The sequence below is a fragment of the Actinomadura meyerae genome, assembly GCF_900188445.1.
GTDB classification, from domain to species: Bacteria; Actinomycetota; Actinomycetes; order Streptosporangiales; family Streptosporangiaceae; genus Spirillospora; species Spirillospora meyerae.
On sequence record NZ_FZOR01000035.1, the window covers coordinates 1 to 15,092 of the forward strand.

Annotated in this window: 12 protein-coding genes; 7 read left to right on the forward strand and 5 right to left on the reverse strand. The window is 76.1% G+C overall.

Features of this window, described 5'->3' with window-relative positions; translation table 11 throughout:
* Nucleotides 1-88: 88 nt before the first annotated feature.
* Together CHF16_RS28835 and CHF16_RS28840 are read right to left on the reverse strand one after the other, a co-directional pair.
* Nucleotides 89-826, reverse strand: coding sequence for an SRPBCC family protein (locus CHF16_RS28835; RefSeq protein ID WP_089329290.1), 738 nt, complete (start codon nt 824-826; stop codon nt 89-91).
* A gap of 17 nt (nt 827-843) precedes the next feature.
* A complete protein-coding gene (locus CHF16_RS28840; RefSeq protein ID WP_089329291.1) occupies nt 844-1,512 on the reverse strand; it encodes an ArsR/SmtB family transcription factor in 669 nt (222 codons plus the stop codon).
* Between the two features lie 107 nt (nt 1,513-1,619).
* Here CHF16_RS28840 and CHF16_RS28845 point away from each other — a divergent pair, with 107 nt between their 5' ends.
* The 3 genes from CHF16_RS28845 (at nt 1,620) to CHF16_RS28855 (ending at nt 6,023) form a co-directional block, all read left to right on the forward strand.
* Nucleotides 1,620-4,604: an FAD-binding and (Fe-S)-binding domain-containing protein gene (locus CHF16_RS28845; protein ID WP_089329292.1), complete on the forward strand. Its 2,985-nt coding sequence runs from the start codon at nt 1,620-1,622 to the stop codon at nt 4,602-4,604.
* Between the two features lie 61 nt (nt 4,605-4,665).
* Complete coding sequence (locus CHF16_RS28850) at nt 4,666-5,151, forward strand: MarR family winged helix-turn-helix transcriptional regulator (protein ID WP_089329372.1); 486 nt, start codon at nt 4,666-4,668, stop codon at nt 5,149-5,151.
* A 146-nt stretch (nt 5,152-5,297) separates the two neighbouring features.
* The gene (locus CHF16_RS28855; RefSeq protein ID WP_089329293.1) at nt 5,298-6,023 is read left to right on the forward strand and encodes a DUF4142 domain-containing protein; all 726 of its coding nucleotides are present in this window, start codon (nt 5,298-5,300) and stop codon (nt 6,021-6,023) included.
* A gap of 4 nt (nt 6,024-6,027) precedes the next feature.
* Here CHF16_RS28855 and CHF16_RS28860 read toward each other — a convergent pair whose 3' ends face one another.
* On the reverse strand, nt 6,028-6,972 hold the full coding sequence (locus CHF16_RS28860) for an NAD-dependent protein deacetylase (protein ID WP_245869417.1): 945 nt from the start codon (nt 6,970-6,972) through the stop codon (nt 6,028-6,030).
* A 200-nt stretch (nt 6,973-7,172) separates the two neighbouring features.
* Between CHF16_RS28860 and CHF16_RS28865 the strand changes: the two genes are divergently transcribed.
* The gene (locus CHF16_RS28865; RefSeq protein WP_089329295.1) at nt 7,173-8,438 is read left to right on the forward strand and encodes a beta-ketoacyl-[acyl-carrier-protein] synthase family protein; all 1,266 of its coding nucleotides are present in this window, start codon (nt 7,173-7,175) and stop codon (nt 8,436-8,438) included.
* A 33-nt stretch (nt 8,439-8,471) separates the two neighbouring features.
* Here CHF16_RS28865 and CHF16_RS28870 read toward each other — a convergent pair whose 3' ends face one another.
* Nucleotides 8,472-8,846, reverse strand: a complete 375-nt coding sequence (locus tag CHF16_RS28870) for a hypothetical protein (RefSeq protein ID WP_089329296.1) — start codon at nt 8,844-8,846, stop codon at nt 8,472-8,474.
* A 65-nt stretch (nt 8,847-8,911) separates the two neighbouring features.
* Nucleotides 8,912-9,853 (reverse strand): cell envelope lipid trafficking protein PgfA, encoded by a 942-nt coding sequence (gene pgfA, locus CHF16_RS28875; RefSeq protein WP_179271753.1) that lies wholly within the window; start codon nt 9,851-9,853, stop codon nt 8,912-8,914.
* Nucleotides 9,854-10,088: 235 nt separating this feature from the next.
* On the opposite strand from pgfA, the gene nirB reads away from it, so the two are divergent.
* The 3 genes from nirB (at nt 10,089) to CHF16_RS28890 (ending at nt 15,063) form a co-directional block, all read left to right on the forward strand.
* Nucleotides 10,089-12,602 (forward strand): nitrite reductase large subunit NirB, encoded by a 2,514-nt coding sequence (gene nirB / locus CHF16_RS28880; RefSeq protein ID WP_089329298.1) that lies wholly within the window; start codon nt 10,089-10,091, stop codon nt 12,600-12,602.
* Complete coding sequence (locus CHF16_RS28885; RefSeq protein WP_089329299.1) at nt 12,599-14,107, forward strand: FAD-dependent oxidoreductase; 1,509 nt, start codon at nt 12,599-12,601, stop codon at nt 14,105-14,107. The genes nirB and CHF16_RS28885 overlap by 4 nt, the downstream gene beginning before the upstream one ends.
* Before the next feature lie 98 nt (nt 14,108-14,205).
* The gene (locus CHF16_RS28890; protein WP_089329300.1) at nt 14,206-15,063 is read left to right on the forward strand and encodes an amidohydrolase family protein; all 858 of its coding nucleotides are present in this window, start codon (nt 14,206-14,208) and stop codon (nt 15,061-15,063) included.
* The last annotated feature ends 29 nt before the right edge of the window (nt 15,064-15,092 follow it).

The window sequence follows — 15,092 nt, forward strand, 5'->3', positions numbered from 1 at the left end:
GCAGGGTCGGCAGATCCCGTTGAAGGCACCAGGCCAGTCAGGCGTTGGGCCAGACCCCAGCGGGAGGCGCTCACCTACATCATCACTGTCAGGCGTAGACGCCCTCCAGCCAGGACCGCCACGCGTCCTGCGCCGCGTCCCGCGTCGCGGCGGCGTCCGGCGCGAACCGGTGCAGCGCGATCCCGACCGGCCCGCCCCACGCGTCCCGGCCGAACAGCCGGTACATCGCGTCGTCCGTGCGCAGCCCCGCGAAGTACTCGGTGCGGTAGTCGAGCACGGCCTCGACCGGGCCGGTGCCCGGCGCGTCCACCCGCACCGTGTCGCCCTGCGCGGCGCCGTCGATCCCGAGCGCCTTGACCGCCGCCGCGAACGACCCCTTCTGCATCGACGCCGCCGGGCCCTGGACGTCGGAGTGCACCGCCGTGCGGCCGGTGAAGTGCTCCAGGTACTGGCGCAGCGTGTGCAGGTAGAAGTCGGTGTGCCTGGCGGCGCCGTCGTACTGGTCGTCCCAGTCGCCGGTGAAGATGCCGCTGTGCACGTACCGGACCCACGCGCCGCCGCCCTCGCGCGGCTCGATCCGGTGGTCCAGGACGTTCAGGGTCTGCGGCATGCCGCCGAGGCCGGCGGGGTCCTCCGCGCGGGTGGTCAGCCGCCGCGGCGGGTCCCAGGCCGTGACGGTGCCGACGCCGCCGGCCGCGCCGCCCACGCGGGGCTCGAACTCCATCGGCCACAGCCACGCGCCGGTGCCGGTGGTCACGGCCTCCCACACCTGCTCGGGCGACGCGCCGGTCTCGTACTCGCGGACGATCTCGAATTCCCTGCCCATGGTCCCTCTCCCTGTCCTCAGTTCTCGGTACCGGTGGTCTCGATGCCGGTGGTCTCACCACTGCTCTCGCCGGCGCCGCTCTCGCCGGCGCCGGCCGTCTCGATGCCGCTCTTCAGCGCCGGGTGGAGGGCGATGACGACGCGGTGCGCGCGGCCGCCCTCGGCCGACGCGTCGTGGTACTTGCGGACGAGCGCGGCCACCCCGGCGGCCAGCTCCTCGGCGAACGCGGCCCGGTCGGCCGCGGAGGCGAACCGCACCTCGCCGTCCAGCGCGAACGTCGCCAGCCGCCGGTTCGCCCGCGCCGCGCCCGTGATCAGCGCGCCGACGTCGCGGACCAGCCGCGCCGCCAGGGCCAGCAGCCACCGCGCCGACAGCGCGTCGCGGTGCCGCTCCGGGTCGGGCTGCAGCGTCGCCAGCGCCAGCGGCGAGATGACGTAGGACGCCGCCGTCGCCCGCACCAGCCGCTCGGTCATGTTGCCCTTGCGCCGCTCGCCGACCAGCTCCACCAGGCCGTGCCGCTCCAGCGTCCGCAGGTGGTAGTTCACCTTCTGGCGGGGCAGCCCCACCCGGGCCGCCAGCGCCGCCGCCGACATCGGCTCGCCCAGCTCGGCCAGCAGCCGCGCCCGCATGGGGTCCAGGGAGGCGGCCGCGGCCTCCGGGTCCTCGATCACCGTCACGTCCAGCATGCCTCCATTATGGCTACCGACAAATAGATTTGTCAAGACAGAATCGATTGTCGGACGGGCCGGGGTCGCGGACGATTGCGGGCGTCCTCCCGGGTATCCGTCGCACCATGGCGGTTTCAGCGAAGGACAAGGAGCGGGACGCGCTGCGGCACGCCCTCGAGGAGCGGGTGGACGGAGAGGTCCGGTTCGACCCCGGCTCGCGCGCGGCCTACGCGCACGACTCCTCCAACTACCAGCGGCCCCCCATCGGGGTGGTGGTGCCGCGCGGAGTCGAGGCCGGCGCCGAGGCCGTCCGCGTCTGCGCCGAGCACGGCGCGCCGGTGCTGTCGCGCGGCGGCGGCACCAGCCTCGCCGGGCAGTGCGTCAACACCGCCGTCGTCATCGACTGGTCGAAGTACTGCCGGCGGCTGGTGTCCCTCGACACCGGGGCGCGGCGCGCCATAGTCGAGCCGGGCGCGTGCCTGGACGACCTGAACGCCGAGCTGTCCGGGCACGGGCTGATGGTGGGGCCCAAGCCGTCCACCCACGACACCTGCACGATCGGCGGCATGATCGGCAACAACTCGTGCGGTGCGTCCGCGCAGGCGTACGGGAAGATGGTCGACTCCGTCGTCCGGCTGGAGGTGCTCACCTACGACGGCGTGCGGATGTGGGCGGGGGAGACCGGCGAGGAGGAGTACGCCCGCATCCAGGCGGAGGGCGGGCGGCGCGCGGAGATCTACCGGGCGCTGCGCGAGCTGCGCGACGACGGGCTGGAGGCGATCCGCACCCGCTACCCCGCGATCCCGCGCCGGGTGTCCGGCTACAACCTCGACTCGCTCCTGCCGGAGAAGCACTTCGACGTCGCCCGCGCCCTCGTCGGGTCGGAGTCCACGCTCGTCACCGTGCTGCACGCCGAGATCGAGCTGGTCCCCGTCCCGGCGCACCAGTCGCTGGTCGTCCTCGGCTACGACGACATCGCCCTCGCCGGCGACGCCGTGCCGCGCGTCCTGCCGTCCGAGCCGCTCGCCCTGGAGGGCATGGACGAGCGGCTCCTCGACCTCGCCGAGCGGGACCACCTGGCCGGGCCGCGCGAGGTCGAGGAGATGCCCGGCGGCGGGGGCCGGCTGATGGTCAGGTTCGGCGGCGACACCAAGGACGCCGCGGACGCGCGCGCCCGCGACCTCATCGAGCGGATGGAGAACGGCCCGAACCCGCCGCGGTACACCTTCGTCAGCGACCCCGCCGAGGAGGAGCGGCTGTGGAAGGTCCGCGAGGCCGGCCTCGGCGCCACCGCCTACCCGCCCGGCCGCCCCGACACCCACGAGGGCTGGGAGGACTCCGCCGTCCCGCCCGACCGGCTCGGCGACTACCTGCGCGACTTCCGCGCCCTCGTCCGCGAGTACGGCTACTGGCCCATGGCCCTCTACGGGCACTTCGGGCAGGGCTGCGTCCACACCCGCATCCCGTTCGACCTGGAGGACCCCGAGGGCGTCGCCGCCTACCGCCGGTTCGTCGAGCGCGCCGCCCGGCTCGTCGCCTCCTACGGCGGGTCGCTGTCGGGCGAGCACGGCGACGGGCAGGCCCGCGGCGAGCTGCTGCCGCTGATGTTCGGCGACGAGGTCGTCCGGCTGTTCGAGCGGTTCAAGGCGGTCTTCGACCCGGGGAACCGGATGAACCCCGGCAAGATCGTCCACCCGCGGCGGCTGGACGACGACCTCGACCACCTCGCCTACGGCCCCGCCGAGCCGCGCACGCGCTTCGCCTTCCCCGACGACCACCACCGGTTCACCCACGCCGCCGCCCGCTGCGTCGGCGTCGGCAAGTGCCGCGCCTCCTCCGGCGGCGTCATGTGCCCGAGCTACCGCGCGACGGGGGAGGAGGAGCACTCCACCCGCGGCCGCGCCCGCATCCTGATGGAGATGATGCGCGGCATGCCCGGCGGCACCGGCCCCGGCGGCGGTGAGGCCGCCGTCATCACCGACGGATGGCGCTCGCGGGAGGTCCGCGACGCCCTCGACCTGTGCCTGGCGTGCAAGGGCTGCCGCAGCGACTGCCCCGTCAACGTCGACATGGCCACCTACAAGGCCGAGTTCCTCGCCCACCACTACGCGGGCCGCCTGCGGCCGCCCGCGCACTACACGATGGGGTGGCTGCCGCTGTGGGCGCGCCTGGCAGCGGTCGCGCCCCGCGCGGCCAACACCGCCCTGCACCTGCCGGGCCTCGCCGGCGCCGCCAAGCGCCTCGGGGGCATCGACCGCCGCCGCGACATGCCGCGGTTCGCGGCCGAGCGGTTCACCGACTGGTTCAAGCGGCGGCCCGAACCCGGCCCGCCCGGCGGCGACCGGGTCGTGCTGTGGCCAGACACCTTCACCGACAACTTCCACCCGCACATCGGCGAGGCCGCCGTCCGCGTCCTGGAGGCCGCCGGGTACCGGGTCGAGGTGCCGCCCGTCCCGCTGTGCTGCGGCCTCACCTGGATCTCCACCGGCCAGCTCGGCATCGCCGCGCGGGTCCTGCGCCGCACCGTCCGGGCACTGGCGCCCCGGCTTCGCGACGGCGTGCCCGTGGTCGGGCTGGAGCCGTCCTGCACCGCCGTGTTCCGCGCCGACGCGCCCGAGCTGCTGCACGACGGCCCCCTCGCCGGCGAGGCCCGGCTGCTGCGCGACCGGACCAGGACGCTCGCCGAGCTGCTCGACGAGCGCCAGGTGGAGGCCGGCGGGCCCGCGCCGGGCGCGGCGCACGGCGTCGTCGCCGGGCTCGACACCCCGAAGGTCCGCGCCCTCGCGCAGCCCCACTGCCACCAGCACGCCGTCATGGGCTTCGACGCCGACCGGCGGGTGCTGGCGCGCGCCGGCGTCGACGTGGACGTCCTCGACGCCGGATGCTGCGGCCTGGCCGGCGACTTCGGGTTCGAACGCGGCCACTACGAGGTCTCGGTGAAGATCGCCGAGCAGGGGGTGTGGCCCGCCGTCCGGGACGCCCCGCCCGGCACCGAGGTGCTCGCCGACGGGTTCTCCTGCCGCACCCAGATCACCGCCGGCACCGCCGCGCGGCCCCGCCACCTGGCCGAACTCCTCGCCGAGCAGCTTCCCGCGCGGCGGCGCGGTTGACCGCGCGCGGCGGTCCGGGACGTGTTGGCGCCGCCCGGGCCCGGCCCTGTAGAAAGTGGTCATGGACGAGGACGCCGGCGGGGGCGCGGAGGTCGACGAGGTCACCTCGGCGCTGCTCACCGCCTCCCGGCTGCTGGTGGCGGTCTCGGCCCGGTCGCTGGCCGCCGTCGAGGACGCCGTCACGCTGCCGCAGTTCCGGCTGCTCGTCGTGCTGTCCTCGCAGGGGCCGTCCAAGCTCGTCACGCTCGCCGGGCTGCTGGAGGTCAACCCCTCCACCGCGATGCGGATGGTGGACCGGCTCGCCGCCGCCGGGCTGGTGCGCCGCGAGGCCAGCCCGCGCAGCGGCCGCGAGGTCCGCATCCAGGTGACCGGCGCCGGCCGCGGCATCGTCGACGACGTCACCGCGCGCCGCCGCGCCGAGATCGCCGCGGTCGTCGCCCGCATGCCGGCCGGGCAGCGCCGCGCCCTCGTCGCCGCGCTGCGCGCCTTCACCGAGGCGGGCGGGGAGCCGCCGGTCGGCACCGTCGCGCAGCTCGGCTGGACCTGACCGCCCGGAACGCCGCCCCGACGTCGCCCCGCCCCCGCCGCGCGGGGCGTGCCGCCGGATCCCGTCCCGCCCCGATCGAACCCCGCCGCCGCGACGCGCGTACTGCTGCCGTAACGCCGTTGACCCCGACCGGAAGGCGGTACCGGATGCTCCGCCCCCGACCGCCCGCCGCGGCACCCGCCTGCGTCCTCGCCTGCGTCCTGGCCGCCGCCCTGCCGCTCACCGCCTGCCAGCCCGCCGGCCGCCAGGCCACCGACGGCGCCGCGGTGGCGCCGAAGGCCGGTGACGAGGCCGCGGCCCGGTCCACCGTCACCACCGACTGGGGCCCGCTCGGCCCCGCCGACCGCGACGTCCTCGTGCGGGTCCGGCAGGCCGCGCTGTGGGAGATCCCCGTCGCCCGCCAGGCGCAGCGTCGCGCCGCCCGGCCCGCGACCCGCCGCGCGCTCGCCGCGTCCGCCGCCCGGCACGCCCGCCTGGACCGGCTGAACCGGCAGGCCGCCGCCCGGCTGGGCGTCCCGCTGCCGGACCGGCCCAGCGGCGACCAGCAGAGCTGGATGTCGGAGATCACCGGCAAGTCCGGCAACGACTACGACAAGACGGCCGTCGCGCGGATGCGGATGGCGCAGGGCCTGCTCTACACCCAGCTCGGCGCCGTCCGCGCCGCCACCCGCAACACGCTCGTGCGGCGCTTCGCCGAGCAGGCGCAGCCGCTGGTCAACGAGCAGATGCGGCAGCTGGAGGGCACCGGGTTCGTGACCGGCGACACGCTGCCCGACCCGCCCGCCGTGACCGACCCGCCGCCGCCCGCCCCGCCCGGCGCGAAGGCGTCCGCGGCGCCCGCGGCGACGGCGCTGCCCGGCGCCGGAGGCTGACCGCCTACCGGCCCGGCGCCCCGAGCCGCGCCGGTCCGCCGAGCCGGCCCGTCCCGGGCGGCCCCGGCTCGTCCAGGCGGCCCGGCTCGTCGAGGCGGCCCAGTTCGTCGAGTAGGGCGGTGAGCGTCGCGCCGAGCGGCGCGTCCACCCGCACCAGCGCGTCCGCGTCGCCGCGCGTCGCGCCCCGGTTCACGATCGCCACCGGGACGCCGTGCCGCGCCGCGTGCCGGACGAACCGGTACCCCGACAGGACCGTCAGGGACGACCCGAGCACCAGCATCGCGCCCGCGCCCTCGGTCAGGGCGTAGCAGTCCCGCACCCGGGCCGGCGGCACGTTCTCGCCGAAGAAGACCACGTCGGGCTTGAGCGGGCCGCCGCACCGCTCGCAGCCCACCAGCCGGAACTCCTCCACCGCGGCGTCCTGCAGGACCGCGTCGCCGTCGGGGTTGATCGCCTCCGCGCGCGCCTCGAAACCGGGGTTGGCGGCCCGCAGCCGCGCCTCCAGCGCGGCGCGCGGGCTCCGCGCGCCGCACTCCAGGCACACCACCCGGTCCAGCGCCCCGTGCAGCTCGATCACCCCGTCCGCCCCGGCCGCCTGCTGGAGCCCGTCGACGTTCTGGGTGATGATCCCGGCGAGCAGGCCGCGCCGCTGCAGCTCGGCCACCGCCCGGTGGCCCGCGTTGGGGCGGACCGCCGCCATGTGCCGCCAGCCGAGGTGCCCGCGCGCCCAGTACCGGCGCCGCGCCGCCTCGCTGCCGGTGAACTCCTGGTAGGTCATCGGATGCGCCGGCCGCCGCCGCCCCGTCTCGCCGCGGTAGTCGGGGATGCCCGACTCGGTGGACAGGCCCGCGCCGCTGAGCACCACGACCTCGCCGTCCGCGACCAGATCGGCCAGAAGCCGCAGCTCACCGCCCGCCGTACCCGCCGTGTTCTCCACTACCTCCGTCACCCCTCCATGGTGCACGACCGGGACGGGTGGGGCCGGGGCGAGCGGGGGAGGGGCGCCCGGTGCCGCTGTGGCCCGTGTCACCCGGGTGACAAAAACCGCCGGGAGAATGTGCACGGGGTGGCAAGTTCCCGCGCGCGCCGCCGCGCTAGCTTCCGAACCCCGCGCCCCCCGCGGGAACCCCCCAGACCGCGAGGTGACGGATGACGGCTGAGCAGCGCGCGGACGGGACGCCCCGCGTCGTGGTGACGGGGTTCGGCGTGAAGAGCCCCGCCGGCGGGACGCCCGCCGAGGTGCTCGCGACGGTCCTCGCGGGCAAGTCGCAGGCCGTCCACCTCCCCGAGCTGCTGGAGGCCGGGACCGCGGTGTCGTTCGGCTGCCCCGCCCGCCCGCTGGACGAGGACCGCTACTTCACCCGCCCCGAGCGCCGCCGCCTCGACCGCATGACCAAGCTCGGCGCGGCCGCCGCCGCCGACGCCTTCGCCGACGCCCTCGGTGACGCCGAAGGCCCCGGCGGTGATCCCGCCCGCCGCGGCGTCTACGTGGGGACCGCCGCCGCCGGGCTCGCCTCCACCGTCGCGCTCGGCGGCCACGAGCACGCCGGGACGCTGGAGCGCGTCCCCGTCCCGGCCGTCCCGAGGATCATGCCGAACGCCGTCGCCGCGAACGTGTCCATCCGGCACGGCTGCGAGGGCCCCTGCCTCACCTTCTCCACCGGCTGCGCCAGCGGCGCCACCGCGATCGGCGAGGCCGTCCTCGCCATCCGCGCCGGCCGGATCGACACCGCCGTCGCCGGGGGCGTCGACGCGATCCTCACCCCGTTCGCGATGGCCGCGTTCGCCCGCATCGGCGCGCTCGCCCGCCGCGACCCCTCGCCGCACACCGCCGGCCGCCCGTTCGACGCCGAGCGCGACGGGTTCGTCGTCGGGGAGGCCGCCGCGTTCCTCGTCCTGGAACGCGCCGACCGCGCGGCCGCGCGCGGCGCCCGCGCCTACGGGGAGGTCGCCGGGTACGCGTGCGCCTCCGACGCCGCCCACCTGGTGGCGCCCCGCCCGGACGGGGCCGTCGCCGCCCGGTGCATGGCCGCCGCGCTCGCCGACGCCGGGCTCGACCCCGCACGCGTCGGGCACATCAGCGCGCACGCGACCGGGACCCGCGGCAACGACGGCGCCGAGGCCCTCGCGATCGACCGCTGCTTCGGCGGCCGGACCCCGCCCGTCACCGCCACCAAGGGCGTCACCGGGCACGTCCTCGGCGCCGGCGGCGCCCTGCAGGCGATGGTGGCGCTGCTGAGCGCGGCGGACGGGCTCGTCCCGCCCACCGCCAACTTCGCCGCCCCCGACGCCGAGACCGCGCTGGTGGACGTCGTGCACGGCGAGCCGAGGGCGATCGCGCCCGCCGCGCCCGCGCTGTCGAACTCGTTCGGGTTCGGCGGGCACGACGCGACGCTCGTCCTCACCCCCGCCTGAGCGGCGGCCCTCCGCGCCGGGACGCGCGGCCGGTCAGCCGCCGTCGCCGCCGTGCGGGTTCTCCAGCTGGAAGAAGTTGCTCTGCGAGCCGTCCTTCCTGTGCTCCTGGTAGATGAAGTTCAGCCCGCGCTCGTCGAACGTGCGGAACCAGTCGTCCCAGGAGATGTGCTCCAGCCGCTCCCCGCCGTAGCCGGGGAAGTCGAACAGCAGCCGCCCCGGCCGGCCGCCGTAGTCGCTGCCCGGCACGGTCGACGGCTCGGCGCCGCGCTCGTCCGCCCACCGGCGGATCGCCTCGTGGTCGGTGGTGACCAGGCTCCTGCCGGGCCGCTCCTCGTGCTCGCGCGCCGAGCCGACCTCCTGCTCGTAGCGGTGCTCGCCCTGCACCGGACGCCGCTGCGACTCGCCCATCGCGCTACCCCCTTCATCGCGGACGGTTCTGGCCTGTCCACCCGTCCTACCCGCCCGTCCGGGGCCTAACGGGCGGCGGTGCGGCGGCGGCCGGCGAGCAGCAGCCCCGCGGCGGCGAGCAGGAGCCCCGCGCCGGCGGACACCGGCGGCAGCACGGTCCGCAGCAGCCGGATCTTCGCGGCGCCGTCCGCGGACCGGGCCCGCAGGTCGCGCCGCGACTCCGGGGTCATCCGCAGGGTCATGTCCGCCACGACGAGGCGCCCCGGCCCCCGCCTCGGGCGCAGCGTCGACACGACGTGCTGCCGCTGGTCGATCGGCGCGCCCGTCCGCGGGTCCACCCAGAACGTGCCCTCGGCCCGGTAGTAGCGGTCCACCGGCACGGCCGGGCCGCCCCCGGGACGGCCGAGCAGCTCGGGCGGCACCGCGGGCAGCTCCCCGGCGATCCTCGTCTCGGGGATGCGCTCCGCGAAGCGGTAGACGCGCATTCCGCCGGCGCGCTCCTCGCCCTCGAACTCGACCGGCCAGGCGAGCCGCGTCGCGGTGTCGAACAGCTCCAGGCCCCGCTTGCGGGCCTCCACCGGCCAGAACAGCCCCACGCCCGACTGCCGGACGCCGGTGTCGCCCTCGATCGCCGCGCCGCAGCAGTCGCGCAGCTCCCCGGTACGGCGGTCGAACGCGTACCGCTGCCGCTGCAACTCGATCGTGGTGCCGCGGTCCACGTCCTGAACGACCGTCGTGGAGTCCCACACGACGACGCCGTCATGGGTGGAGCCGGGGTCGCCGCGGACGGTGTTGGTCGCCACGATCGTCGCGCCGGTGCGCGGGACGCCCGCGGGAGCGTCGAAGTAGGAGGCGTTCTCGGCCCTCAGCCGGGTCACCTGGTACACGTCCGCCGGCGCGCCGATCAGCGCCGGGGCGACGTAGAAGCGGGTGAGGGCGCCGGCGCCGAGCAGGAACGCGCCGAGCGCGAGGAGCGAGGCACCGATGATCCGCCGCACTGCCGCCACTGCCGCCTCCCGGCCCGCCGGTGGGACCCGCGATCCCATTCGTCCCGAGTGTCCCGCCGCGCGCCCCTCAGGGGAACAGGCCCGCGCCCTGTCCCGGAAAGGCTGTGCGCCCGCCCGGTGCGGACCGCTCCAGGCGGGGCCAACCCCCTATGACGTGGCGAAGTGAGCTCCAGTTAACGCGCGGGTGACACCCGGGATCCCTTCGGGAAATACGGGCCGCCGAGCATCGGGGTTCATGGGAGCCGACAGCACACCGGACAAGCGGCTGGTCGTCGCCGGGCACGGGCCGGCCGCGCACCGCCTCGTGGAGGCCCTGCGGGAGCGCGACGCCGCCGGGACCTGGACCGTCACCGTGATCGGCGAGGAGCACCGGACCGCCTACGACCGCGTCGCGCTGACGTCCTACCTGGAGGGCGCCGACCTCGCCTACCCGGAGCACGGCGGCGAGGTCGCCGTCCGCACCGGCGAGCGCGTCACCGCGATCGACCGCGCCGCCCGCACGGTCGCGACCTCGGCCGGGGACACCGTCCCCTACGACGCGCTCGTCCTGGCCACCGGGTCGGCGCCGTTCGTGCCGCCGGTCCAGGGCGCGGACCTGCCCGGCGCGTTCGTGTACCGCACGATCGACGACCTCGACGCGATCCGCGCCTACGCCCGCGGCCGGAGCAGCGGCGCCGTCGTCGGCGGCGGGCTCCTCGGCCTGGAGGCGGCCCGCGCCCTGCAGGGCCTCGGGCTGCGCGCCGGGGTGGTGGAGGTCGCGCCGTGGCTGATGCCGCGCCAGCTCGACGAGGGCGGCGGCGCGATGCTGCGCCGCCACATCGAGGGCCTCGGCCTGGAGGTGCGCACGGGCGTCCCCATCCGCGCGCTGGAGCCCGGCGAGGACGGCGCCGTCCGCCGCGTCGTGCTCGAGGACGGCACCGCGGTCGAGGCGGAGGTCGTGGTGTTCTCCGCCGGCATCCGGCCGCGCGACGAGCTCGCCCGCGGCTGCGGCCTGCCGGTGGGGGAGCGCGGCGGCGTCGCGGTGGACGCGTCCTGCCGCACCGAGGACCCCGCCATCTGGGCGATCGGCGAGTGCGCCAGCGTGGGCGGCGCGGCCGGCGGCATGGTGTACGGCCTGGTCGGGCCGTGCTTCTCCATGGCCGAGGTCGTCGCCGACCGGCTCCTGTCGGAGTCGAGCACCGCCGTGTTCGAGGGCGCCGACATGTCCACGAAGCTGAAGCTGATGGGCGTCGACGTCGCCAGCTTCGGCGACCCGGCCGCCGGGCCGGAGTCCGGCGCGCTCGGCGTCACCTACACCGACCCCGTCGCCGGCGTCTACAAGAAGCTCGTCGTCAGCGACGACGCGCAGACCCTGCTCGGCGGCGTCCTCGTCGGCGACGCCGAGTCCTACGGCACGCTGCGCGCCCTCGTCGGCGGGAGCCTGCCGGGCGCGCCCGAGCAGATGCTGTTCGGCGGCACCGAGACCGCCGGCGGCGACCTGCCCGGCGCGGCCGTCATCTGCTCCTGCAACAACGTCACCGCCGAGACCATCCGCTGCGCGATCTCCGAGCACTCCCTGGCCGACGTGCCCGGCGTCAAGGACTGCACCCGCGCCGGGACGAGCTGCGGCAGCTGCGTCCCGCTGGTGAAGCGCATCCTGGACGCCGAGCTGACCGCCGCCGGGATCGAGGTCAGCTGGGCGATCTGCGAGCACTTCCCCTACAGCCGCGCCGAGCTGTTCGACATCGTCCGCGCCGGCCGGGTCACCAGCTTCACCCAGCTCGTGGAGGAGCACGGGACGGGCCGCGGCTGCGACATCTGCAAGCCCGCCGTCGCGTCCATCCTCGCCAGCCTCGGCAACGGCCACATCCTGGAGGGCGAGCAGGCCGCGCTGCAGGACACCAACGACCACTTCCTGGCCAACCTGCAGAAGAACGGCACCTACTCGGTGGTGCCGCGCGTCCCCGGCGGCGAGATCACCCCGGAGCGGCTCATCGTGATCGGGGAGGTCGCCCGCGACTTCGGCCTCTACACCAAGATCACCGGTGGGCAGCGGATCGACCTGTTCGGCGCCCGCGTTGAGCAGCTCCCGGAGATCTGGCGGCGGCTCGTCGACGCGGGGTTCGAGTCCGGCCACGCCTACGGCAAGGCGCTGCGGACGGTGAAGTCGTGCGTCGGGTCCACCTGGTGCCGGTACGGCGTCCAGGACTCGGCCGCCATGGCGATCCGGCTCGAACTGCGGTACCGGGGCCTGCGCGCCCCGCACAAGCTGAAGTCGGCCGTGTCGGGCTGCGCCCGCGAGTGCGCCGAGGCGCAGAGCAAGGACTTCGGCGTCATCGCCACCGAGAACGGCTGGAACCTCTACCTCGCCGGGAACGGCGGCATGCGGCCCCGGCACGCCGACCTGTTCGCCACCGACCTCACCGACGACGAGCTGATCCGCTACATCGACCGGTTCCTGATGTTCTACATCCGCACCGCCGACCGGCTGCAGCGCACCGCGACCTGGCTGGAGTCCCTCGACGGCGGCCTGGACTACCTGCGCGAGGTGATCGTCGACGACCGGCTCGGCATCTGCGCCGAGCTGGACGCCGCGATGGAGCGCCACGTCGCGTCCTACGCAGACGAGTGGCGCGGCATCCTCGACGACCCCGAGCGGCTGCGCCGCTTCGTGTCCTTCGTCAACGCCCCGCGCACCCCCGACCCGAGCATCGCGTTCGAGGTCGAGCGCGACCAGATCAAGCCCCTCCCGCTGGAGGTGAAGCGATGACCGGCACGACCACCGCGCCGAGCGGCGCGAGGACCGGTAGCAGCGGCGGCGGCCGCGTCGTCGTGGTCGGCAACGGGATGGCCGGCTCCCGGCTCGTCGGCGAGCTGCGCGCCCGCGACCCCGACGTCCCGATCACCGTGTTCGGCGCCGAGACGCAGGCCCCCTACAACCGGGTGCTGCTGTCGAACGTCCTCGCCGGGGTCACGCGGCCCGACCACATCGGCCTGGTCGACGCCGCCTGGTACGCCGCCCACGGCGTCGACGCCCGGCTCGGCGTCGAGGTCACCCGCATCGACCGCGCCGCGCGGACCGTGCACGCCTCCGACGGCACCGCCACCCGCTACGGGACGCTGGTCCTCGCGACCGGCAGCACCGCGTTCATCCCGCCGATGCCCGGCCTGCGCGACGGCCTGCCCGAGGGCGCGCAGGTGTTCCGCACGCTGGACGACTGCCGCCGCATCACCGAGCTGGCCGACTCGGCGCGCCGCGCGGTCGTCGTCGGCGGCGGTCTGCTCGGCATCGAGGCCGCCCGCGGGCTCGCCGGCCGCGGCCTGGAGGTCACCGTGCTGCACCTGGCCGGGCACCTCATGGAGCGCCAGCTCGACCCCGCCGCGGGGAAGGTCCTGGCCCGGACCCTCGCCGCGCTCGGCATCGGCACCCGGCTGGAGGCCGACGTCAGGGCCCTGCGCACCGATGGCGGCGCCGTCACCGGTGTCGAGCTGGCGCGGCCGGGCGGCGGCACCGAGATCCTCGGCGCGGACCTCGTCATCCTGTCCTGCGGGGTGCGGCCCGAGGTGTCCCTCGCCCGCGACGCCGGGCTCGCCGTCGGCCGCGCCGTCCTGGTGGACGACGAGCTGCGGTCGGTCACCGACCCGGACGTCCGCGCCATCGGCGAGTGCTCCGAGCACCGCGACGAGGTGTACGGGCTGGTCGCGCCCGCCTGGGAGCAGGCCGGGGTGCTCGCCGGGCTGCTCGCCGGCACCGACCCCGCCGCCCGCTTCACCGGCGCCCGCCAGATCACCCGGCTGAAGGCCGCCGGGATCGAGCTGGCCTCGATGGGGGAGACCCACTTCGGCGACGACGACGAGGACGTCGAGGTCGTCCGGTTCACCGACGCCGCCCGCGGCACCTACAAGAAGGCGGTGATCCGCGACGGCCGGCTGATCGGCGCGATCCTGCTCGGCGAGACCTCCGCGGCCGGGACGCTCACCCGGCTCTACGACCGCGCCGCGCCGCTGCCCGCCGAGCGCCTCGGGCTGCTGTTCCCCGGCATGTCCGCGGCGGCGGAGGCCGAGTCGCCGGTGCGGATGCCGGACGCCGCGACCGTCTGCCAGTGCAACAACGTCAGCAAGGGGGAGATCCGCGCCTGCTGGCAGGCCGGCGCCCGCACCGCCGCCGGCGTCGCCCGCGCGACCCGCGCCGGCACCGGCTGCGGCGGCTGCAAGGACGCCGTCGAAGGCATCCTCGACTGGCTGGACGGCCAGGAGTCCGCCGACGTCGCCTAGCCGGCGCGGCCGCCACGCGGCACGGCGCCGCGGCACAGGACCGTCCCGCCGCGGGCCGCCCGCCGGCGGGACGGGACGCGGCGGGTAGGCTCCGCCGCATGCTCGACGGACGTCCGCTGATCGACGCGCACGTGCACACCGCCCGCCTCCCCACCCTGCCGGCCGCGTGGCGGCGCTGGGCCGAGGAGTTCGGCGCCTCCCACCCCTGGCAGGACCTCTACGACGCCGACGGCGCCCTCGTCCCCGAGCGCGTCGACGCCCACTTCGAAGGGGAGGGCGTCGACATCGCCCTGCTGCTGTGCGAGTACAGCCCGCGCACCACCGGCACCCAGCCCATCGAGGACCTGGAGCCCCTGCTCAAGCACAACCCGCGCCGCTTCAAGCCGATCGCCAACGTCAACCCGCACCTGCACTACCCGATCGACGCCGAGGTGGCCCGGCAGCTGGAGTTCGGCGCCGCCGCGCTGAAGCTGCACCCCGTGCACGGCCGGTTCAGCGTCGCCGACCCCGAGCTGTACCCCGCCTACCAGATCTGCCGCGACGCGGGCGTGCCCGTCGTCGTCCACTGCGGCACCAGCTCCTTCCCCGGCTCCGCCAACCGGTACGCCGACCCCGCCGCCGTCGACGACGTCCTGCGGCTGTTCCCCGGCCTGACGGTCGTGCTCGCGCACGGCGGCCGGGGCTGGTGGTACGACGCCGCCGCGTTCCTCGCGCTGTCCCGCGAGGAGGTGTGGATCGAGCTGTCCGGCCTCCCGCCGCGCCGGCTCCCCGAGTACTACGCCCGGCACGACCTGCGCCGCCTGGCCCGCAAGTTCATCTTCGGCACCGACTGGCCCGGCGTCCCCGGCGTCGCCCGCAACGCCCGCGCCATCGCCGGGCTCGGCCTCGACGAGGAGACCCTCGGCCTCGTCCTCGGCGGCAACGCCCTCCGCGTCTACAAGGGCCTCGCCCTCTGATCTGTCCGTTTCAGCCCATGCTTATCGGA